A 22364-nucleotide genomic window follows, 5' to 3' on the forward strand; every position below is an offset into this window, starting at 1 on the left:
TTGCCGAAGGCTTAACGTGCGAAAAAATTTTCCGCCGGTCAAGGGGAACAAACTCAGGGGATGAGGACGATCTTGCCGCAGCTGCTCGTTTCCAGCACCGCATGATGGGCGGCCGGCGCTTCGGCCAGCGTCAGCTCCCTGCTCACCACCGGCCGCAGAGTGCCGTTTGCCAGCCCTGCGCCCAAGGCTGCATGGATGCTCGCCATTTCCCGTTTCGACGCGTTGAAGAGGGACATCCCGAGAATGGAAGCGTCGCGCCCCATCGCATCGCGGGGATCGATCTCCACCGTACCCCTGCTGCCGATGACCACCACCCGCCCGCCGTTGGCCAGTACCCGCAGATCCTTCCCCAGATTCACATTGGCAAGCATCTCCAGGAGCACATCCACGCCGTGGCCGTCGGTCAGCGCCAAGGCCTGATCCAGGTATCCGAGCGCATGGTGATCGAGGACATAATGCGCCCCCTGCTCCAGCACCAGCAGCTTGCCCCGCTCCGTCCCCGCGGTGGCGATGACCGTCATGCCGGCGGCCCGTGCGAGCTGCACAGAGGCAATGCCGACGCCGCCGCTTGCGCCATGGACCAGCACGACCTCGCCCGCCTTTGCCCCGGCACGATGGTAAAGCGCCCGGTAGGCGGCCGCGTAGGGGACGTTCACCCCCGCCCCCTGGGAAAAAGAGACCTGCTCCGGCAGCATGTGCACTTGCGACTCCTCGCACAACGCCTTTTCAGCGTAAGCGCCGCTTACGGTCCCGGCAGTGTAGACCCTGTCCCCGACCTTGCAACGGCTTACCCCGCTGCCGATGGATTCCACGACGCCGGCGGCATCCAGCCCCGGCGTATAGGGCATGGTGAGTTTTACCGGATAGAGACCGGCACGGATGTAAGTATCGACCGGGTTGACGCCGACCGCATGCACCTTCACCACGACCTGTCCGGGGCCGGGCTGCGGATCGGGAACCTCTTCCAGCCGCATCGCCTCGGGTGGACCAAACTCATGAACTTTAATCGCTTTCATGTTCGCTCCTTTCGTTCGTAAATTTCCTGCAGAGAAGCTAGACGTATGCCTTGACCCCGAGGAGATGCTCTCCGATGATCAGCTTCTGGATCTGGGACGTCCCCTCGTAGATGGTCGCAACCTTGGCGTCACGCAGATAGCGCTCCACCGGATGAGCATTGGAATAGCCGTAGGCGCCATGCACCTGGATGGCGTCTGTGGCCGCCCGCACCGCCGCCTCGCTGGCAAAATACTTGGCCATGGAAGTTTCCAGGCTATTGGCCGCTCCCCTGTTCTTCAGCTCGCCGGCGCGAAAGACGAGGAGCCGTGCCGCAGCCAGATCAACCGCCATCCGGGCGATCATGTCCTGAACCAGCTGGAAAGAGGCAATGGAACGGCCGAACTGCTGCCTCCTCCGGGCATAGGCCACGCAGGCATCGACACAACCTTGGATGATGCCGACACAGCCGGCTGCCACGCCGTACCTGCCGTTATCCAGGGCCGACAGGGCTATCTTCAGACCGGCGCCCGTCTCCCCCAAAAGCGCATCGCCTGGGAGGAAACAGTCCCTGAAAGTGAGCGCAGCCGTGCTTGATGCCCTCAGTCCCAGCTTTCCCCTGATCTCCAGGGAGCTGAAGCCGGGCGATTTCGTATCAACGATAAAGGCGGATATCCCCTTGTTGCCTGCCGCCGGACCGGTGCGGGCGAAGACGATGGCAATGTCCGCCACTCCGCCATTGGTTATCCAGTTCTTTGTCCCGTTCAGGAGCCAGCCGTCCCCATGGGGCGTTGCCGTGGCGCCGATCCCCGCGGCGTCGCTACCAACCCCCGGTTCCGTCAGGGCAAAACAGCCGAGGATCTCACCGCGGCAAAGCCCGGGCAGATAGGACCTGCGCTGCGCCTCGCTCCCCCAGTTGAAAATCACCTGCTCTACGAGGGAAACCTGCACGGAAACGGTGGTCCTGACCGACGAGCACCCCCGGCCGATCTCTTCGAAGATCAGCCCGTCGCTGATCCAGTCCAATTCCGCCCCGCCGTATGCCCCTGGAATAGTCCCCCCCAGCAGTCCACGCGCCCCCAGCTTCCTGACGATTTCCAGGGGAAATCGTTCGTTGGCGTCGTTCTCCCTGGCAAAGGGGATGATCTCCTCCTCGGTAAAGCTGCACGCATTTTCCCGCGCCTTTTTCTGGGCAGCAGACAGTTCGAATTCCATGGTTCCTCCCGCCTGAATCGTTATTCAGCCTAGTCTTATTCTTTCGCAGCTAACCCCTCCTGTCCTCCCCTTAATTAAGGGGAGGGACGTGCTAAGTGAGCTGGCTGGTTTGCTCCCCCGCTTAAGATAAGAGGGGGTTGGGGGGGTCCCGGTTTGCAGAATAATAAGTATAACCGCGCACGAAACATTGGCAATGCCTCACAAAACTATTAACACCTCTTCACCCATTGCATTGTCATGGCGCTCTGGTACGTTTATGGTAAAGAGAACGGCTGTGAAGGGAGACCGGTATGGCGAGGAAAATCGACAATTTCATCGGTGGCGCATGGATTCCCCCGGCAGGAGGGAAGCGGTTCGCAAGCGTCAACCCGGCCGACAACCGCGAGACCATTGCCGAGGTCTCGCTTTCGGAACGCGGCGACGTGGACCGGGCAGTGGCTGCCGCCCGGGAGGCCTTCCGCACCTGGCGCCTCATGCCGCCCCCCCGCCGGGGAGAGATTCTCTTCCGCGCCGCAGAGCTCCTTGCCGGGCGCAAGGCGGAACTGGGCGAACTGGTGACCCGCGAGATGGGGAAGGTCCTCGCAGAAGGGCTCGGCGACGTGCAGGAAGCCATCGACATGGCCTATTACATGGCCGGAGAAGGTAGACGCTGGCAGGGGGAAACCGTTCCCTCGGAGCTCCCGGACAAGGACTGCAAAAGTGTGCGCCAACCGCTCGGGGTGGTGGCGCTGGTAACCCCCTGGAACTTCCCCACCGCCATTCCCGCCTGGAAGCTGTTCCCGGCCCTCATCTGCGGCAATACGGTGATCTTCAAGCCCTCTTCCGCAACCCCCGCTTGCGCTGCCGCAATAGTGGAGACGCTGTCAGAAGCGGGAATCCCGCCAGGCGTCGTAAACCTCGTCCATGGGCCGGGTGAAGAGATCGGCGAGTACCTCCTCACCCATCCCGGTGTCGACGCGGCATCATTCACCGGTTCCTGCGCTGCGGGTGAACGGCTGGAAGGGCTCCTGGGGAAGATGCACCGCCCGTTGGCCCTGGAAATGGGGGGGAAAAACGCCGTCATCGTCATGGCCGATGCAGACCTATCGCTGGCCCTGGAGGGGGTGCTCTGGGGAGGCTTCGGCACCAGCGGCCAGCGCTGCACGTCAGCGAGCAGGGTAATAGTGAACGAGCAGGTCTACGACCGTTTCGTCGAGATGCTGGTCGAAGGTGCGAAACGGCTCAGGCTGGGGAACGGGCTGCATAAGGAGACCGATGTGGGGCCGCTCATCAACGAGCAGCAGTGCAGAAAGGTCCTCGACTACATCCGCATCGGCATCGGCGAGGGTGGAGAGCTCCTCACCGGCGGCAGGCAGGTAACAGAAGGGGGGTGCGGCAATGGGTGGTTCATCGAGCCGACGGTCTTTGGCGGGGTGCGCCCGGAGATGCGCATAGCCAGGGAGGAGATCTTCGGCCCGGTGGTAAGCGTCATCAAGTGCGGCGGCTTTGCGGAGGCGGTGGAAATCGCCAACGACGTCCCCATGGGGCTTTCTTCGGCCATCTACAGCCGCGACGTCAACCTGACCGCCAGGGCCGAGCGCGATCTCCAGTCGGGAATAGTCTACATCAACGCCTCCACCATCGGTGCCGAGATCCATCTTCCCTTCGGCGGCTGGAAGCACTCCGGCTCCGGCCACCCGGAGGCGGGGGGAAGAGGAGGCGCCCTGGATTTCTACAGCCGGGTGAAGGTGATCTACCGCGATTTCAGCGGCAGACTGCAAAAGGCGCAGATCGACAAGTAAATCTTTAAAAAGCATTTTGAACACGGATCAAATCCGATTTGTACGGATTTAGAAGACCAAGAAACAAAAGAAATATGCCCTTGATTTATCAGTGTAAATCCGTATAGATCCGTGTTAATCCGTGTTCAACTGCCTTTATTGATACCCCTGAGCAGTCAGAAGAAGCGTCTCCGGCGGAGGTGGTGAAAACGGGGGGTCGGGGCGCACGAGCAGCACGGAAACGTTATCGAAGCCCCCCCTTCTGTTCGCCTCGTCCACCAAAGCGGCCGCGGCCTTGTCCAGGTCGTCCCGCTCCCTTTGCAGCACATTCTCCATGTCGCTATCGGCAAGCATGCCGGTCAGGCCGTCGGAACAGAGGAAGATGATGTCCCCCTCCTCCAGTTCCAGGATGTGGATCTCCGGGACAAGCTCGTCCGACGCCCCGACCACCTGGGTCAGGATATGCTGCGCACCCGGCGGGAGGTCCTCTTCAGCCACGTGCTCGTACTCCATGAGGTAGGCTGCATAGTTGTCGTCTGTGGTGATCCGCCGCAGACTCTCCCGCCGGAAGAGATACACCCTGCTGTCCCCCAGGTGGCAGACGAAGGCCTGCGCCCCCTTTATCACCACCATCTCAAGGGTCGTCCCCATCCCCGCCAGGCCCGGCACTGTCATCCCTTTCTTGAACACTGTAGAATGGGCCGCGGCAAGTGCATCCGCAAGAAGCCTTGTCATCCCTCCCTTGTCTGTCCGCCCGGTGGCCTGCCGGAGAAGCTCGTAAGCGGTCCGCACCGCCAGATCGCTCGCCACCTCGCCCCCCCGCTGCCCCCCCATGCCGTCGGCGAGGAGGAATATCCCCTTCTCCGCGTCTGCGAGAACGCTGTCCTCGTTGTTTTCCCGGACCTTTCCCTTATCGCTCTTCCAGGCTGCTTTCATAGTCTTATCCGCTGCATGATCTTGATGACAACGTCTGCGACATAAATTATAGCAAACATAAGCCGATTGTCGCTGGACGGCGTCACAGGATTTGCGGGGTTTCCGGGACATCGGCCCATGAAAGCGTGCGGAGAACCTTGCCGACAACATTGGTTGAATTTAACCACAAGCCGGTTATACTTGACTCAAACATTTTTCCCCAGGCGATAGACGACAAGGCTCAACCATTCGTGAGAATGGGGCGGAAAGCCCATCGGGTCTCCACGAGACAGCCGGGTTACCGAAATATCCCACAGGATACGAGGCCCCGGTTTTTTTGCGTTCAGATGCAAAAACCGGGAACGGCATCTCACGGGCAAGAGGGCAAAGGAGAGGAGAAAATGAGCGAGAAATGGGCACGTTTTGTTGTTGTTCTGCTGCTGGTATTGCTCGTTGTCGGCAAAGGCTCCGCCGAAGCAGATACGGAGAACGGACCGATGCGGGCAAAGTTCAGGGAAGGAGCGCTGATCGTCAAATACAAGGAAGGGGTGACCGAAGAAACCAGGAGGCACAGCCGGGAACGGCACGGCTCTGTGCATAAGCGGGAGTTCAGCGGGCTGCGCATGGAGCGGGTGGGTATCGGCCAGGGCAGGACCGTCGCGGAGGCCGTCAAAGAGTACGAAATGGATGACGACGTCGAATACGCCGAGCCGGATTATGTCGTCCGGGCGCTGGTAGTCCCCAACGATCCGAGATTTTCCAGCCTCTGGGGGCTTTCCGCAATCGCCGCGCCGGCCGCCTGGGATACAACTACAGGCAGCAGCAACGTGGTCGTCGCGGTGGTCGATACCGGTATCGATTACAACCACCAGGATATCAGGGCCAACATGTGGGTCAACCTGGCGGAGCTGAACGGCACGCCCGGCAAGGATAACGACGGCAATGGCGTCGTTGGGGATATTTACGGGTACAATGCCGTCAAGAACAACGGCAATCCGCTGGACGACAACGCCCATGGGACCCACGTGTCGGGGACCATCGGCGCGGTCGGCAACAACGGCATCGGGGTGACCGGCGTCAACTGGAACACGAAACTGATGGCATGCAAGTTCCTCGACGCCAGCGGCTCCGGCTATATATCGGATGCCATCGAGTGCTTCCAGTACGTCAAGGGAATGAAAGCACGCGGCGCGAATATCGTCGCAACCAACAACAGCTGGGGTGGAGGGGCCTATTCCCAGGCCCTCTACGACGCCATCAACGCACAGCGGGACATCCTCTTCATCGTCGCGGCGGGAAATGCCGGCACGAATAACGACACCACCGTGGCCTACCCCGCCGATTACGACCTGCCGAACCTGATCGCCGTTGCCGCCACCACCTCCGCGGACGGCCTGGCCGGGTTTTCCAACTACGGACGGCGGACGGTGCATGTGGGGGCGCCCGGTAACAGCATCCTGAGCACGGTACGCAACAATGGCTACGGCTACATGTCGGGAACATCCATGGCGACCCCCCATGTTGCCGGACTGGCGGCGCTGCTCAAGGCAAATAACAGCGGCCTGGACTGGCGCGGGATCAGGAGCCTCATCCTCTCCACCGGCGACCAGATCAGCGCGCTGAACGGCAAGAGCGTCACTGGTCGGCGCATCAACGCCTTTCATGCGGTTACCTGCCAGGACAGCCGCCTGTTTTCCGTCCTGAAATATCCGGCCCGGATCACGGTGGGGGTACCGGCGACCCTCTCGGCCGTGAGCGTCAACTGTGCAACTCCGGCCGGCCCGGTCACCGTGTCGCTGTCCGGCGGCGAGGTCTTCCTGTTGCATGACGACGGGGTCGCTCCGGACCAGGCTGCCGGTGACGGCATATTCGCCACTGCCTACACGCCGACCCGCTCCTCCGAGGTCTTTTCCTTCTCATCGCCGGCCGGTAGCGAGACGATCGGCAACATTGCCCCCCTTGCCGTGACGACCTCCTCCCTGCCGGCCGCAACGGTGGGAAGCTTCTACAGCCGGACCCTGACGGCGAGCGGCGGGGTGGTGCCGTACACCTGGAACATCAGCAGCGGTGCTCTCCCCGCCGGACTATCCCTGAACAGCGCGAGCGGGACAATTTCCGGCACACCGACGGCCTCCGGCAATTTCAGCTTCACCGTCCGGGTGACGGATAACAGGGGTGTCTCGGCAGTCAAGACGCTGTCGCTGACCGTTTCCATCGCCACGTTGACCATCAACACGACGAGCCTGCCGCGGGCCACTCACGGCGTGTACTATTCCGTAACCATGGCAGCGAACGGCGGCGTCAGGCCGTACACCTGGAGCATCAGCAGCGGCAGACTCCCGGCCGGACTCGCCCTCAACAGCTCAAGCGGGGTAATTTCCGGCACGCCGACAACCTCCGGCAGATCCAGCTTCACCGTCCGGGTAACAGATACGCGGCGGAAAACGGCAAGCAGAAATCTCTCGATCACCGTCAACTGATTTTCCACCACACAAAACGAAAAGCCCCCTGCTTCGTTACCCATCTGGGGCGGAGAGGGGGCTTACAATTTTTCTTACGACTTGGGTTGTTACATTATGTGAGCAAAATGTTAAAGCAAGACCCCCCTGTGTCAGAATAGTTGTCGCCTCAGATGGGTTGTTTAGCCACGGTCTTTCGAGCTGAATTGCAACGAGCGTAGCGAGCTTGCGATTCAGCTCGAAAGACCGGGACCGGCAAAAGCCGGCGACCCGTATTTTTTCAACATCTGGGGGCAGCAAGGATCTATAATGACATACACACAAGGATTCAAATCCAGCCTGGTTCGCAAGATGGCCTGCCCTAATGGCGTCTCGGCCTCAGCTCTATCCCGAGAAGTGGGAATTCCCCAACAATCACTCTCTCGCTGGCTTCGAGACGCAAATGTCGTGAATGAATCTGGTAACTCCCCAATTTCTGAAGCACCATGGAGAACAATGTCCCCAAAGCGCCCACAAGACAAGTCTGCCGAAGAAAAGCTCAAAATCGTCATCGAAGCCGAGACGGTTGCCGAAGATCAACTTGGCGCCTTCCTGCGTCGCAATGGAATTCATGAAGCACAGTTACGCGAGTGGCGCGCCATGATGCTTTCGGGGCTGCAAAAACCGTCTCGGCCTTCCTCAAAAACATCAGAGGAAACTCGCAAAATTCATGCACTGGAAAAAGAATTACTGCGCAAAGATAAAGCATTGGCCGAGGCCGCCGCGATTTTGATCCTCAAAAAAAAAGTCCAATCGATCTGGGGGGGCGAGGACGAGCCCACGGACAAGAGGAACGGCAGATGATCGGGCAACTTATTGAAGAGGCAACCCATTCCGGAGCGAGACTTGAATCGGCCGTTGTCGCCATCGGGCTGAGCATTCGCACGTTCCAGCGTTGGAATCTCCAGGATGACGGAGCAGATCGGCGACATGGGCCAGTCGCAGAACCGGCGAACAAGCTGGCTCCGTCGGAGCGGCAGAACATCATCGATATTGCAAACTCCCCGGCGTTTCGGGATATTTCGCCGAAACAGATCGTGCCGCAATTGGCCGATCAGGGAATATACGTGGCGTCGGAATCGAGTTTCTACCGGGTGCTCAAAGACGATGGGCTGATGACTCACCGGGAACCCTCCCGGCCCGCCACCAGCCGCAAGCCAAAAGAACATGTGGCTACCGGTCCTTGCCAGGTCTGGTCATGGGACATCACCTACTTGAAGAGCCCGATTCTTGGGCAGTTCTTTTATCTCTACATGATCATGGATGTCTGGAGCCGCAAGATCGTAGCGTCCACGGTGTTTTTAAAAGAATCCAATGACTATAGCGCCAGGCTGTTTCTGAAAGCCTGTATCAGGCTCGGCATCAATCCGGAAGGCCTGATTCTTCACTCCGACAACGGCGGCCCGATGAAAGGGGCGACCATGCTGGCTACTCTCCAGCGCCTGGGCGTAATTCCTTCCTTCAGCAGGCCACAGGTCAGTGACGACAACCCTTTCTCAGAAGCGCTGTTCCGAACCATGAAATATAGACCTGGTTATCCGAGTCGGCCTTTTTCAAGTCTGGCAGCGGCCCAGACTTGGGTTGATGGTTTCGTCGCTTGGTATAACACGGAGCATCTGCACAGCGGCATTCGCTTCGTCACCCCGGACGATCGCCACTTCGGCCGGGAGAAAGCCATCCTGTTAAACCGCCGGGAGATATACGAGAAGGCCCGGCAACAAAACCCAAACCGCTGGTCAAAAAACATCCGAAACTGGGAGCCAGTGGAAACAGTTTATCTTAACCCTGAACCAACGGCGGAAGTCGAACTTCTTGACGCCGCATAAAAATTCAACAGAGGCGACAACTACCTTGACACCCGCCGAGACATGACTCACGCAACGACGCGACGGCGCAACGAAAGGCCTTTAAATAAATGATCTTAGATATTTGCCACAGAATCACAGAGACACAGAGACACAGAGATTTATTCAGCGTTGTCCGGTTTGGTTTTTGCTTACGTCCCGTAGGGACAGAATACTGGTAGCCGGGGAATTCATTCTCCGGTCATCCAGGCGAAATATCATCACGTCACGTACGTGACGTGGGGAAATATAGCATCTCATCCGGGGGATGAATCCCCCGGCTACATTCGAACGCCCCTAATGGGGCTTAACAACCTTGATGCACAAACCAAACCGGACAACGCTGAGATTTATTAATTCAATAAATACAGCGAGTTTCAGTTTCAAAGATATTTTTTGCATTTCACCTGTTTGGTGCTCGCCTTTTATCGGTTTTTCTCTGTGATTTCCTCCGTGTCTCTGTGTCTCTGTGTCTCTGTGGCGGAAGTGCTGTTTTTAGGATGATTGGTTCGTGGTTTTAAACGTCGCGTCGTCGCTTAAAAGCGCCTACTTTTGGTGCGTCGTTGCGTGAAATAAAATATTTTAGTTCTGGCTTGTCCGGCTTAGGAACTAGAACCTGCGCACGATGAACTGTCCCCTGCTCAGCCTGCGCTGGAGCCAGAGGCCGAGCGCCTGCTTGATGAAGACGCGGGTGACGGGGATGAGGAAAAAGAGCCCGAGGAAGTCGGTGAAGAAGCCGGGGGTGAGAAGGAGTACCCCGCCGACAAGTACCAGGGCACCATCGAGCAGTTCCGCCGCCGGAAGGCGCCCCTGGCCAAGCTCCGCCTGGATGCGGCGCAGGATGTGGAACCCCTGGTGGCGCACCAGCCAGGCGCCGGCAAGGCTGATGAAGAGAAGAACGGCCACCGTCGGTACTGCGCCGATGAGGGAACCGACCTTGATCAGCAGGTAGATCTCGATTACGGGGACAATGAGAAAGAGGATGAAAAGCCTGACGAACATGTCTTACCTCGCAATCAATAACCGTTGACCACCACTTCCAGGTGCCCGTCGTTCGGGCAGAAAATCAAGCCGTGAATCGGCACGTCCTTGGGAATCAGCGGGCTTTCGCGGATAATGGAAACGACCCGGGCCACATTCTCCTCAGGGCAGGCAAAGGCGCCCATCCACTGCCCCAGGTCCGGCACCAGGGAATCGATGACCTGCGGATCGATGCCGCGCTCAATCATCTTCTGCTTCAGCTGCGGGCCGTCGATGGTCGACATGCCGCAGTCCCTGTGGCCGATGACGAACACCTCGTCCACCCCGAGCAGGAAGACGGCCGCCACCAGACTGCGCATCACCCCGCCGAAGGGGTCGATAATGGTGTTTCCGGCATTCTTGATCACCTTCGCCTCTCCGCGCCTGATCCCCATGGCCGGCTCCAGGAAGTCTACCAGCCTGGTATCCATGCAGGTGAAAATGGCGAGCTGCTTCTGGGGGTTCTTCGGCAACGGAGGGAAGGCGTTCGGCTGGACAAATTTCTTGTTTGCGGCAAGGATCGAATCGAGAAGTTTCATTAATGCACCCCCAAAAGCGGTAAAATCGAAAACCTTTTTCACCACGGAGGGGAGGCACAGAGAAAGGCAAAACCAAATTCAAAACCTTTTGGAACGCAGAAAAATCGGAAAAGGAGGATAAAGGCGGATTAAACCGGAACCCCAAAATCTTAAGGTTTTAAAATCCGTTTTTTCCTCTTTTTCCGCCTTTTCTGCGTCCTATTGCTTTTTAAGGCTTTCTAAGGTTTTCTCCGTGTCTCCGTGGTGGATTCTGGTTTATTGCGGTGTCGTTGCTTATAAAGACATTGCCGCCGCTTGTCAACCGGATACTCTAACCCAGGCGCCGGAACGACGACGCCTTGATTGCCGCGAAGATTTGCGATCCTGCCACTATGCACAGATCATCTGCCGCCTGGACCACCACCTCGGCCACCAGGCGCCTGTTTCCGCAGGAAAGCTCCACGCCGATCTTGTTGCCGGCAGGGAAGGTGTTCGCCACGATACAGTCGAGCAGGTTCCTGGCGCTGATCGCCTCGGGGTGCTTCTTGAAAAGGATGATGTCCCGTGAAGAGAGCTCGAAGAGCGCCGTCGGCTGGTTGTTCCCGGCGGAGACAAGCAATTCCGTATCGCCCCATTGATAGACGAACAGGCCTTCCATCCGGCGGATGGCTTCCAGTTCGAGCAGATTGATGTAACCGACCTGGCTTTGCCCCATGCGCGAGCGTGCCAGCTGGTCGGACGTGGTCTGCTCAACCATGCGGCCACCGGCGACGACCAGCACCTTCTCCACCATGAGCCGCATTTCCACGAGGGAATGGGAGATGAACAGGTATGGAATCCTGAACTGTTCGCTCACGCTCTTCAGGTACGGGATGATCTGGAACTTGAGGGTGTCGTCGAGGGCAGAGAGCGGTTCATCCATCAAGAGCAGCCGGGGATTGGCGAGGACCGCCCGCCCCAGCGCCACCCGCTGTTTTTCGCCGCCGGACAGGTTGTTGACCCCCCGCTCCAGGAGGGTGTCCAGCTTGAGCACGCTGACCAGGGCGGCAAAATCGATCGTCCGGTGTTCCGGTGCAGCGCGCCTGAAGCCGTAGAGCAGGTTCGACTTCACGCTGAGATGGGGGAACAGGCACGGCTGCTGAAAGACGATGGCGATCCGGCGTTTTTCCGGCGGGACCATGATCCCTTTCCGGCTGCTGAAGAGGCATTCGCCGTCGAGAAATATCTCTCCCCGGTCGGGCTGATGCAACCCCGCCAAAAGGCCAACCAAGGTTGACTTGCCGCTTCCCGACTCGCCGAAGATGCCGACCTGATCGCCGGTCACGGTGAAATCGGCCGACAAAGTAAAACCGCCGATACTTTTTTGTGCGTTGATACGTATCTCCATATCAGTCCCTCCCCCCCAGTTTCTTGCCGAGGAATTCGTGGAAAAGGAGAACCAGCACCGAGATGGCCACCGACACGATGCAGAGCGACATGGCCATGGATTCACCGGTCGGAGAGCCGGCGTATTCGTATATGGCAAGGGGAATGGTCTGGGTAACGCCGGGGATATTTCCGGCAACGATGATCGTCGCGCCGAATTCACCGAGGCTGCGGGCGAACATAAGCGACGAGCCGGCAATTATCCCCCGCAGGGAGAGCGGCAGGATGACGGTTATGAGGGTGTCGTACCAGCGTGCGCCAAGGGTCCGCGAGGCCTGAATGAGCTGATGGTCGATGGTTTCCATGCCGATCCTGATCGACCTTACCAGAAGGGGGAAGCCGACAACGGCAGAGGCTATCACCGCCGCCTTCCAGGTGAAGATGAGTCTTATGCCGAACAGGTCGAGTAGCGGACCGAGCCAGCCGTTTTTCCCCAACAAGAGCAGCAGCAGGTAGCCGATTACCACTGGGGGAAGGGTCAGGGGGAGGTTGATGAAGACTTCGAGCAACACCTTCCCCCTGAATTTCAGGAAGGTGACCATATAGGCAAAGGCGAAACCGAACGGCAGCGACAGAGCCATCGCCGCAAGGGCGACTTTCAGCGACAATCTGACGGCATCATAATCGGCGGGGGTCAACGAAAGCATCTTTATCCCTTAGGAACTGTAAACAAATAACATGGGCATCTTGCATCTCATCTTCAGGTCATCTTTAGCCGATCTTCAATCGCCAAATCCTCAACGTAGCCGTGCTACGTCTGCGGTTTAGCTCAATCAGTTCGGCCAAATCCGACCTAAATCTGAGCGCAATTTTGACCATGTTATCCATTTACAGCTCCTTAATAAAGAAAGGACAGGCATCCGCCCGCCCTTTCCGATATCGTATATCTTTACCAGATTACTACTTCAATGTGAAGCCATACTTGCCGAGAACTGCTTTCGCATCGCCGCTCTCCAGATACCTGAAGAAAGCTTCGGCCTCTTTGTTCTTTGTCCCGGCAATGGTCAATGCCATGGGATATGTGACGCGCGGATAGAGGTTCTGCGGCACGGTGAAGAGGATTTTCGCCTGCCTCGCCTGCAGGGCATCGGTCCGGTAGACAAAGGCGCCGTCAACCTCGCCACGTTCCGCATACATCAGGCATTCGCGCACATCCCTGGCCATGACCAGCTTCTTCGCCAACTGCTTGTCAATGCCGGCCTTTTTGAAGGCTTCCGCGGCATATTCTCCGGCGGGCACGCTCTTCGGACTGCCGATGGCGATTTTCTCCAGCTTGAGGAGGTCCTGCATGGTGGCGACCTTCTTCTCTTTGGAACCGGCGAAAACGAGCGTGTTGTAAGTGAAGACGCCGATGCCGGCACTATCAACAAGCTTCTTCTGTTTCAGATAGTCCATCCACTCCAGATTGGCGGAGATGAAGATGTCCGCGGGCGCACCGTTCTCAATCTGCTTGGCAAGGCTGCCGGAGCCGCCATAGTTCTTCAGGAACTTCACCCCGGGATGCTTCCCGGCAAAGCTGTCCGACAGCTCGTTGACCACATCCTTGAGACTTGCCGCAATCGACAGGTTGACATCGCCGGCAACGGCCTCCGATGTCATGCAAAGCAGAGCTGCAAGCACAAGCAGCAATTTCATCACAGGTTGTTTCATGTCTTGGTCCTTTACAGCACTGTCCGGTTAGATAAATTGCATCGTAGCGTCTGGGCTTGAAACACTGCCTTGCACCCTCCCCCAGCCCCTCCCATCGAAGGGAGGGGTGTTTAAAATCCCCTCTCCCCTGGTGGGAGAGGGCCAGGGAGAGGGAGGGATGCGCAGGCCGCAAGAATCTAACCGGACATTGCTGACTCCTTTATTAAGTTTCCAGGTTTAAAGCTTCCGTACAAGCGTTATAGTTTGCACATTATAACGCATTACAAAAAAGAAGGGCGGCAAGTCGCCGCCCCCTGTTTCAGCTGACCCCGAGGATAACGCTCGATGCCTTGAAAATGGCGCAGGCGTGTCCGCCCTGCTGGAGGCCGAGCGTCTTGGCGCTTTCATGGGTGATAACTGCGCTGACGGTATTGCCGGCGCCGATTTCCACGGCCACTTCGGTGCTGACCGGCCCTTCGACGATCTTTGCAATGGTGCCGCACATGATGTTGCGGGCACTGACCTTCGCGTCGTGCAAATCAGTGCCGATGATGATCGAGCTCGCCTTGATGATGGCGTAGGCTTCCTTGCCGGTTGCCAGGCCAAGACCGTCGACGCTGTCGTTGGTGATGATCGCCGTCACCGGCGTCCCCCCCTTGAGCGTAAGGCTTACCTCGGCGTTAACCGCCCCTTTTTTGATGCTTGAGATGGTCCCCAGAAATACATTGCGTGCGCTTACTTTCATGGAAATCCTCCTTAAAAAGTTGTTGAGATACCGCCACAGTAAAAAAGTATACACAACGGTTTTTTATAGTAAAGGAACGCACTGTGATGCCGGGACATGGATATACAAGCTATTACATAACGCGTGCCAGGGTTTCACTAATAATGGATAGCCCAATGAAACAGAGCTGCTAAGCAATTTTGCGCAGTTCGATATGTACTCAGGGGTATAACTCATGATTAATTTTCAAGCAGATGATTCGAAAAGCGACAGAAATAATTGTCGGCCATGGAATTTTGCCGTTGTTTTGCAGCCGTTTTCAACCCGATATCCGACGGCTGACTTGTTGCATAAACCCTTTTGAACTACCGACTCAAAGGAGCATATTCATGTCAAATGTGCATCATGGCAGCACCGTAACCGTCCAGTATATCGGGACGCTCGACAATGGACGGACGTTCGACAGCACCACGGAAGAAGCGCCCCTCGTCTTCACCATCGGCGCCAACCAGGTTTTTCCGGCACTGGAACAGGCGGTGCTATGCATGCGTATCGGCGAGACGAAGAATGTCGTCATCCCGGCAAGCGACGCCTTCGGCCCGCGCCTCAAGGAGAACATCATCAAGGTTGATCGGGAGCATTTTCCAGCCGGGAAAGAGATCAAGGAAGGGCAAAAGCTGAGCATCGAGTTTTCAGGCGGCAAGGCGCGGGTGATGCTCGTAACCGAGGTCACGGAAGCCGAGGTGACACTGGACGGCAATCATCCGCTGGCGGGGCTGGACCTGACCTTTGCCCTGCGGCTGGAAGGGGTCGAGTAAGGCGGGTGAGGAGGGTAGGCATCCAGCCTGCCTTTGCCGCAGGCAAGATGCCTGCGCTCCAAGAGTCTCAACATGACAGCAAATTGGTCGGCATCCGTCCGATCACTTCCCCGTTGCGCAGGGCGTTGCGCACCGCGCTCAAGCGGGCATCCATCTCCTCGAACACCGCCAGATTGGCCCGTTCCAGTTCGCTGGTGGTAATGATGGCGCTGATGCCGCCGTTTCTGAAAACCAGCCGCCGCTCACCGATCAGGGCCAGGATCGGGTCATGGGTCGCCATCAGCACGATCTTCCGTTTGTCCACCAGGGTACGGACCGCCCGTTTCCGGTCGATGCCGGCGTTCTCTATCTCGTCGATGAGGACGATGGGGGAAGTGCTGAGGCAGGAGGTGTCGGCAATCATCAGCGCCCGTGACTGGCCGCCGGAAAGGGACGTGACCGGTGTCTCCCGGGTGAATTTCTCGCCGGCCAGATCGTTGGCCAGATCGATGATGGTCCGCGTCACGCCGGCCACATCCGCCACCATCCTGCTCTCGGCGTGCATGGTGACGAACTCCTCCACGGTCAGGTCCATGACGAAGTTCATGTTCTGCGAGAGCTGGGCCACCAGCTTCCGATCGATGGCGAACCGGCGGCCCGGCTCCGGCGGAGCGCCGTTGATCAGGACGGTGCGGCCGGTTGGCGTATCCCCTTGGGCCAGCCATTCTATGTCCGCCAGAAAGCGGCTCTTGCCCGACCCGGTCGGACCGACGATGCAGATGACCTCCCCCGGCTTGACGGTGAGGGTGAACTCTTCCGGCCTGCCGTCCTTGTCATGACCGCCGGTGATGGTTATGGATTCAATCAGCGCCCCGCTTGCGCCGGTCTTCATGTTTTCCAGCAGTTCCGTGAAGGCGCTGAAACGCTCCGCCAGACTCCCGCGTTCCAGCCCCAGGTCTTCCAAAAGCTCCCGGTCGAGGGAGGCGAAGTACTCTGCCGGACTCATCTCCGCCGGCGGCAGCCCCAGCCCGAGGGAGATGAAGAACTCCGCCACGTATGGGTTCTGTTGCAACAACTCCTCCGTGGCCAGGAAGAGCAATGGATGACGATGAGCATTCTCGGGCATAAGTCTTCCTAGAAATCCATTTTTTTCACGTTCCCCATCTGGAAGTCGCTGCCGATCCGGCGCTGGCCGAGGCAGTAGGAACAGAGAGCCGCCGGCATGGAGAACCGCAGCAGATTCCCTTCCAGGTCAGCTGTCTCCGGCGCGCTTTGCAGCAGTCTTCCCAGTTCATGCCCCCCCTGGCCGGTCAGGCCGTTGACGTTGATGATGGTGGCATTGGTGTTGACCTGCCGCACCCGGTAGGCAAATACCTCGCGTTCCGCCTGGGAGACGATATCCCCCTTGGTGATGACCACCACATCGGCCATCTTCAGCATCGGGCCGATTTTTTTCGGGGTGTCGACCCCGCTCAGGTTGTCGATGACGCAGACCGCCAGCACCCCCTGGATGTGGGGAGCGCAGCGGTTGCAAAGGCCGGCGCTCTCGATGACCAGCAGGTCCAATTGCTGCTCTGTCCCCCACACCAGGCAGTCGCTCACATTGCTGACAAAGAAGTGGTCGGGGCAGAGATTGCCGGACAGGCCGGTCTTGACCGTCACCCCGTGTTTTTCATAGAGGGACTGGTCCTGGGTCGAAAGGGAATCGAACTTGACGACCCCGACCCCCAGGCCGTCGGCGGCCAGCGCCTCGACAGCCTTCAGGGTGACGGCGGTCTTCCCCGACGAAGGTGGCCCGGCAATGGTGACCAGCTTCATGCCGTCTTTCCATGAAATGCTTGCAGGAAGGTGGCGTTGGTCTCGGCGATCAGCGTCTTCAGGTCATGTTCCTTGACGTAATCCCAGCCGATCCATTTGAAGGTGGCGTTGTCCGGCAGACGGTTGTCCACTGCCGGGTGCACGGCGGGGAAGAAAGCGCCGGCGCAGATGCGGGCCACCTCCGGGCCGGTAAGGAATGCGACCACATCCCGCAGCTCCTCCTGTTTCTCCGCTTTCACCAGCATGGTTACCGGGCTGACCAGGGCGCCGTCCTCCGGCCAGACGATGGTCACATGCTCGCGGTTCCTGATGTTGTTGGCAAAGAAGAGCGGCATGGCGCTGACCGCCGGGGTATCATCCCTGCCGCTGCCGGCCGCCTTGACCATCTGGGACGGATGCCAGCCGTAACGGACGTTCCGCCCCAGCCTCTCCAGCCCGGTGGAACCGAATTCCTTGTAAATAGTCATGAGCAGGGTTTCGCAGAACGTGCCATCCTTGTTCCCCCTGATGGCAAGGCAATCGACATACTCAGGCCCCAGCAGGTCGGCCCAACTCCGGGGCACAGGCCGGTTGCCCATTCGGGCATGGTCCACCACCAGCACCAGGAGGTTCATGGCCAGCATGGTGTAATGCCCCTCAGGATCGGTCACGCCGAGAGGGGCAAGGTGAGAGTCGCCGGCATAATCGTTGACGCTCCTGAATTGGCCGCTCTTGATGAACCTCTCGACAAAAGGACGATGGAAAAAGCTGTTGAAACCTGGTGTGATGATGATATCCGGCATCTCGTCCAGCTGCTCGAAATGATCCGCATAATCGGCGTAATCAATCTGGTTGTTGGCGTTCCCTTCGATGCAGAAGGTAAGCGTTGCGCGCCGCTCTTCGGATAATCCGGCCACGAATGCCGTGAATGCCTCTTCCAGGGGAACCTTGAGCGGGCAGGGAAGCAAAGCGAAGAGGTTGAGGTTGGGCGAAGTGAGCGTGTGTTCCCGAAGACGCCCATCTTCAGCCATGGTCTCTTCGAGGAGGCGGCAGAAGAGCTCGGGGTTGATGTCATGCGACTTGAGGAGGGTGCGGAGCTTCAGCAGCGGGCCAAAGATCTCCGCGGTCTCCGGATCGGCGAACATCCCCAGGCCTTGGGCAGCCAGGACCTTGAGAGCTGTCGGATGGCGTTTGATCAATTCGGCAATTGTCAGGTCGAGCAGACTTTCTGTCATGATATTCCCGTTTGGAAACTGAATAGAGCAACTCCTTGCACTGGCATGCAGCATCCGTTCCACACGGGCTGTAAAACCGGCAATGCACGCCGTTACGCTTTGTGCATGACGGACGTTGTCGTTATCGTTGCCCCGGGTAGCCCTTTGTTGACGAAATATTAAGCACTTTCTGCAAATCCATACCGTTGTCAGAATACCATCTGCGCCTGGAAGCGGACCTGCCGGTCATCGGTAGCATTCGGACCGTTATTGAAGGAGATCCCCTTCTGCTTGTGGATATTGGTGTAATCGGCAACGAGTTTCAGGTTATGATCGTTTATATACCAGGAAATAGCACCGGTGGTTTCAATCCAGTGATCGTCGGCAACATCGCGGTTCGGATCCAGATAGGCATACCTGGCGGCAAACTCAAGCTTTTTCGGAATCACGAAGTAGCCTGCCTGGGTGTAAAACCCTTGGGCGCGTAACGTGTTTTTTGTTGTCTGTCCGTCGGCCTGGCCGATGAAATACTCACCCTGGGCTGAACATCCGAGCCACTTGAAGACCGCATCAATCCCGGCCGTATTGAAATCGATTGCTTCGCCGGTGGAGATTCTCCTGGCTGCGGACAGGAGCGGGTTGCCGATCCCATACCACCCCTTGCTCCCGAAAAAATTAAGGTTGTTGGTTTCCGAGCCGTTGACAGTGTCCCGGAAAAAGTCGGCGCCAAGGGAAACGAGCGGTTTCCGGCTATACTCGACGTCGGACTCGGAGTACTTCACATCGCCGAATGGATTGACGGTGAGCCTGGCAGCGAAGGCGTTGTCGGAGGTTGTCCGGAAAGTATTCTGGCCCAGACCGCCATACCCCGCGACGTTGTAGTTGACGAGTCCGCCGGCAATTTTACCGTGGATCATCAGACCGGTGTCATACCCCGGAACGAATGCGATCGTCACCACCGACAGGTCCACGAACTGGAGCGCAGTGGAAGATGTGATGAACTGCCTGCCGAACTGGACCTTGTCCTGGCCGAAACGGAGCTGGGCCTCGTCAAGCAGACGGTAGTTCATCCAGGTCTCCTCCAAAAGGCCGGTGGTCGTTGGCGGGTTTTGGCTATTGGCGAAATTCAGCACCAACTTGAAGGCAAGGTCCCTGGTGAAGGCATAGCCGTTGAAGAACAGCTTGATACGGCGCAGCTCGAACCTGCTCGAGTCCTGCGCCTTATTTGCGGTGGTGTTGTTGGCATTATCGAGATCCATGAAGGCATAGCGGATTTGAAAACTTGAGCCGATCGCCGTTCTGAATTTCTCATCGGGAGAGGTGAAGACGAACCCCTCTCCCAGCTTGTAATCGAGCGACTTGCTCCTGGTTACCGCCTTGTAGTCTTCCTCGGTGATGACCCCCTTCTCTTTCAGAACATCTTCCAGGGTTTTGGCAAAACTCACCTGGCTGCCGAGTATCGCCGCTACTATCCCGATCGTTGTCATGGTCTTTTTCATTCCCCCCCCTTGAATCATAAACACCAGATCATTATCAATTTACAACCATAAGCAAGGATTTGCCCTGACGGTTTGATATACTGTGAATTGAATCCAACTGCGCACTTTTTACTATTGCAGTTTAACAGGACTTCAATTTACCGCCATGAACAAAGACCCGAAAATCACCGTGGTCATCTTTCTCTGCTCAAGCGCGAGCCTCGCCTTCGAAGTGCTCCTGTCGCGAATCTTCTCCGTATCGCTCTGGTATCACTTCGCTTACATGATCATCAGCATCGCCATGCTCGGCTTTGCCGCCAGCGGCGTACTCCTCTCCCTCCTGCCACAGCTGAAAAACATCGACAACCTCCCCCGCTATGCACTTTGCCTCGGCATCGCCATTCCCATCGGCTACCTGCTGGCCAACCAGGTCCCTTTCGACCCGGTGCGTCTTGCCTGGCAGAAGAGCGAACTCTTCCACGTGGGGCTCTATTATCTAGTGCTGGCAGTACCGTTCTTCTTTGCCGGACTGGTTGTCGCCACCTCGTTCGCCGTGGCCAGCGACCAAGCCGGACGTATCTACGGGGCAGACCTGCTCGGAGCCGGCTTCGGATCATTGGGGGTGCTGCTCCTCATGGAGGCCATGGCGCCTGAACGGGGGGTCTTTCTCATCGCTTCGCCGGCGCTGGCCGCAGCCTTGATCAATCGCGGAAGAATGCTGCGAATCGCGGCGCTCCTGGCAATTCTGGCCAATCTCGCCCTGTTCCGTTTCCAGCCGGGATTCACGCAATTGCGCATTTCACCTTACAAAGGGCTGAGCTCAGCGTTGCGCTATCCCGGCGCTGAACACCTCCGCACCTATTCCTCCCCCTTTTCCCGCATCGACACCTTCTTAAGCCCTGCCGTCCGCTACGCGCCGGGGCTGAGCCTCCGCTACCAGGAACAGCTCCCGAAACAGATCGGCATTGCCGTGGACGGCGGGGAAATCAGCGCCGTGACGGGAGACGCGGGGCGCAAGGCCCTTACTTTCCTCGAATACCTCCCTTCAGCCCTCCCCTACGCCTTGGGAAAGAGGGATGATGTGCTGGTGCTCGATCCGGGAGGAGGCTTGCAGATATTGCTGGCGCGCCATTACGGGGCCGGGAGAATATCCGCGGTTGAGGCGAACCCCGACCTGATACGCATCATCCATGACGATTTCCACGGCTTTTCCGGCGGCATTTACGACGACAGGACCTGGAGCGGCCTCGGCAGATCGTGGCTCATGGGGAGGAGCGATCGCTTTGACCTCATCGACATCTCCCTCCAGGGCGCCGAGCCGTCCGGCGGATTCGCCATCAGCGAGGACTACCGTTTCACCGTCGAGGCTTTTCGGGAATACCTGGCGCACCTGAAGGACAACGGCGTTCTCTGCTTCAACCTCTTCATCCTCCCCCCGCCCCGCATCGAGCTGCGCATCGTCAGCACCGCGGTGAGCGCCCTGGAAGACATGGGAATCAGTGACGCAGCCGGCCGCATCGCGGCGGTGCGAAGCTGGGGCAGCGTCACCATCCTGGTGAAAAAATCCCCTCTCACCCCGGCCGAACTGGCAACGCTTCGCCGGTTCGCCGGAGAGCGCTGGTTCGACCCGGTCTATTATCCCGGGGTAAAACCGGATGAGACCAATCGCTTCGTCAAGACGGCGGGCACCGACTACGCCGGCGCGTTTGCCGCCATCCTTTCCCCGACCGAACGGGACAGTTTCACGGAAAGGTATCTCTTCGATATCCGGCCGGCACATGACGAGGCGCCTTTTTTCCACCATTTTCTCAAGCTGGACAAAATCAGGGACATTTATCGGACCATGGGCAAGAAATGGCAATTTTTCCTCGAAGAGGGATATATCCTGCCGGCAGTGTTCATCCAGGTGCTGCTCTTGAGCCTGCTGCTCCTGCTCATGCCGACCCTTGCCGGGAGAAAACAAGAATATGCGACGGGCAAAAATCTCCTCCCCTGTTTTGCCCTCCTTGGTCTCGGTTTCATGTTCGTCGAGGTGTCGTTGATCCAGAAACTCATCCTCCCACTGGAAAACCCGTCATACGCGGTAGCCGCGGTCCTCGCCTCCCTCCTCATCAGTTCCGGCTGCGGCAGCCTCCTCAGCCACCGCCACGCCGGACTGCGACGACCGGCGACATTGGCAGTCATCGCACTTTTGACCGTCGTCTACGCCCTGCTGCTGCCTCCTGTCACCAATGCGATCGCGCCGCTCATGCTTCCGTCCAAAATCATCACGCTCTTCCTTCTCATCGCCCCCCTCGGCCTCTTGATGGGAATCCCCTTTCCCACCGCCCTCTCCCTCCTCGGCGAGCGGAATCCGCAGCTCATTCCCTGGGCCTGGGCGATCAACGGCTGCTTTTCGGTCCTGGCGCCGATCCTGGCCGTAATCCTGGCCATGGCGACAGGCTTCAAAGGGGTGCTGCTCCTGGCCGCAGGAGCCTATTTTCTCGCGTATCTAAATTTGAAGCAAGAACGAGGATAAAGGAACGAGGTTCGAGGTT

Annotated in this window: 18 protein-coding genes and 1 riboswitch; of the genes, 5 read left to right on the top strand and 13 right to left on the bottom strand. The window is 58.2% G+C overall.

Annotated elements, in window-relative coordinates; genetic code table 11:
• Window positions 1-53: 53 nt before the first annotated feature.
• On the bottom strand, window positions 54-1016 hold the full coding sequence (locus GURA_RS16865; RefSeq protein ID WP_011940132.1) for an NADPH:quinone reductase: 963 nt from the start codon (window positions 1014-1016) through the stop codon (window positions 54-56).
• 37 nt (window positions 1017-1053) lie between these two features.
• Window positions 1054-2208 (bottom strand): acyl-CoA dehydrogenase family protein, encoded by a 1155-nt coding sequence (locus GURA_RS16870; protein ID WP_011940133.1) that lies wholly within the window; start codon window positions 2206-2208, stop codon window positions 1054-1056.
• A 290-nt stretch (window positions 2209-2498) separates the two neighbouring features.
• Here GURA_RS16870 and GURA_RS16875 point away from each other — a divergent pair, with 290 nt between their 5' ends.
• The gene (locus tag GURA_RS16875) at window positions 2499-3989 is read left to right on the top strand and encodes an aldehyde dehydrogenase family protein (RefSeq protein ID WP_011940134.1); all 1491 of its coding nucleotides are present in this window, start codon (window positions 2499-2501) and stop codon (window positions 3987-3989) included.
• Window positions 3990-4124: 135 nt separating this feature from the next.
• On the opposite strand, the gene GURA_RS16880 is transcribed toward GURA_RS16875, so the two are convergent.
• Entirely contained in the window at window positions 4125-4904 is a 780-nt protein-coding gene (locus GURA_RS16880) for a PP2C family protein-serine/threonine phosphatase (protein WP_011940135.1), read from the bottom strand.
• A 208-nt stretch (window positions 4905-5112) separates the two neighbouring features.
• Window positions 5113-5189: riboswitch (cyclic di-GMP riboswitch) on the top strand.
• Window positions 5190-5284: 95 nt separating this feature from the next.
• Between GURA_RS16880 and GURA_RS16885 the strand changes: the two genes are divergently transcribed.
• Together GURA_RS16885 and GURA_RS16895 are read left to right on the top strand one after the other, a co-directional pair.
• Window positions 5285-7363, top strand: a complete 2079-nt coding sequence (locus GURA_RS16885) for a S8 family serine peptidase (RefSeq protein ID WP_011940136.1) — start codon at window positions 5285-5287, stop codon at window positions 7361-7363.
• A 288-nt stretch (window positions 7364-7651) separates the two neighbouring features.
• Window positions 7652-9207, top strand: a protein-coding gene (locus GURA_RS16895) for an IS3-like element ISGur5 family transposase (RefSeq protein ID WP_085949352.1) whose coding sequence is annotated in 2 segments (ribosomal slippage) — window positions 7652-8129 and window positions 8129-9207 — 1557 coding nt in all. Because the reading frame shifts where the segments join, the coding sequence is not laid out codon by codon here.
• Window positions 9208-9834: 627 nt separating this feature from the next.
• On the opposite strand, the gene GURA_RS16900 is transcribed toward GURA_RS16895, so the two are convergent.
• The 6 genes from GURA_RS16900 to GURA_RS16925 all read right to left on the bottom strand — a co-directional run bounded on the left by GURA_RS16900 (window position 9835) and on the right by GURA_RS16925 (window position 14562).
• The gene (locus GURA_RS16900) at window positions 9835-10227 is read right to left on the bottom strand and encodes an FxsA family protein (protein ID WP_011940137.1); all 393 of its coding nucleotides are present in this window, start codon (window positions 10225-10227) and stop codon (window positions 9835-9837) included.
• Between the two features lie 14 nt (window positions 10228-10241).
• The gene (locus tag GURA_RS16905) at window positions 10242-10784 is read right to left on the bottom strand and encodes a beta-class carbonic anhydrase (protein ID WP_011940138.1); all 543 of its coding nucleotides are present in this window, start codon (window positions 10782-10784) and stop codon (window positions 10242-10244) included.
• 310 nt (window positions 10785-11094) lie between these two features.
• The gene (gene modC / locus GURA_RS16910) at window positions 11095-12150 is read right to left on the bottom strand and encodes a molybdenum ABC transporter ATP-binding protein (RefSeq protein WP_011940139.1); all 1056 of its coding nucleotides are present in this window, start codon (window positions 12148-12150) and stop codon (window positions 11095-11097) included.
• Between the two features lies 1 nt (window position 12151).
• Window positions 12152-12835 (bottom strand): molybdate ABC transporter permease subunit, encoded by a 684-nt coding sequence (modB, locus tag GURA_RS16915; RefSeq protein WP_011940140.1) that lies wholly within the window; start codon window positions 12833-12835, stop codon window positions 12152-12154.
• A 253-nt stretch (window positions 12836-13088) separates the two neighbouring features.
• Window positions 13089-13838 (bottom strand): molybdate ABC transporter substrate-binding protein, encoded by a 750-nt coding sequence (modA, locus tag GURA_RS16920; protein WP_011940141.1) that lies wholly within the window; start codon window positions 13836-13838, stop codon window positions 13089-13091.
• Between the two features lie 298 nt (window positions 13839-14136).
• Entirely contained in the window at window positions 14137-14562 is a 426-nt protein-coding gene (locus GURA_RS16925; RefSeq protein ID WP_011940142.1) for a TOBE domain-containing protein, read from the bottom strand.
• 368 nt (window positions 14563-14930) lie between these two features.
• Here GURA_RS16925 and GURA_RS16930 point away from each other — a divergent pair, with 368 nt between their 5' ends.
• Complete coding sequence (locus tag GURA_RS16930) at window positions 14931-15359, top strand: FKBP-type peptidyl-prolyl cis-trans isomerase (protein ID WP_011940143.1); 429 nt, start codon at window positions 14931-14933, stop codon at window positions 15357-15359.
• 67 nt (window positions 15360-15426) lie between these two features.
• Here the strand turns inward: GURA_RS16930 and GURA_RS16935 are convergent, their stop codons facing one another.
• From GURA_RS16935 to GURA_RS16950, 4 genes are all read right to left on the bottom strand, one after another.
• Window positions 15427-16464, bottom strand: a complete 1038-nt coding sequence (locus GURA_RS16935) for an ATP-binding cassette domain-containing protein (protein ID WP_011940144.1) — start codon at window positions 16462-16464, stop codon at window positions 15427-15429.
• A gap of 8 nt (window positions 16465-16472) precedes the next feature.
• Window positions 16473-17156 carry a GTP-binding protein gene (locus GURA_RS16940; protein WP_011940145.1) on the bottom strand — a complete coding sequence of 228 codons (684 nt, stop codon included), beginning with the start codon at window positions 17154-17156 and terminating at the stop codon, window positions 16473-16475.
• Complete coding sequence (locus GURA_RS16945; protein WP_011940146.1) at window positions 17153-18370, bottom strand: ABC transporter substrate-binding protein; 1218 nt, start codon at window positions 18368-18370, stop codon at window positions 17153-17155. Before GURA_RS16945 ends, GURA_RS16940 begins: the two co-directional genes overlap by 4 nt.
• A gap of 188 nt (window positions 18371-18558) precedes the next feature.
• A complete protein-coding gene (locus GURA_RS16950) occupies window positions 18559-19848 on the bottom strand; it encodes a porin (RefSeq protein WP_011940147.1) in 1290 nt (429 codons plus the stop codon).
• 145 nt (window positions 19849-19993) lie between these two features.
• Between GURA_RS16950 and GURA_RS16955 the strand changes: the two genes are divergently transcribed.
• Window positions 19994-22345, top strand: a complete 2352-nt coding sequence (locus tag GURA_RS16955) for a spermidine synthase family protein (RefSeq protein ID WP_011940148.1) — start codon at window positions 19994-19996, stop codon at window positions 22343-22345.
• Window positions 22346-22364 lie beyond the last annotated feature (19 nt).

This window comes from Geotalea uraniireducens Rf4, from assembly GCF_000016745.1.
Classification (GTDB): Bacteria; Desulfobacterota; Desulfuromonadia; order Geobacterales; family Geobacteraceae; genus Geotalea; species Geotalea uraniireducens.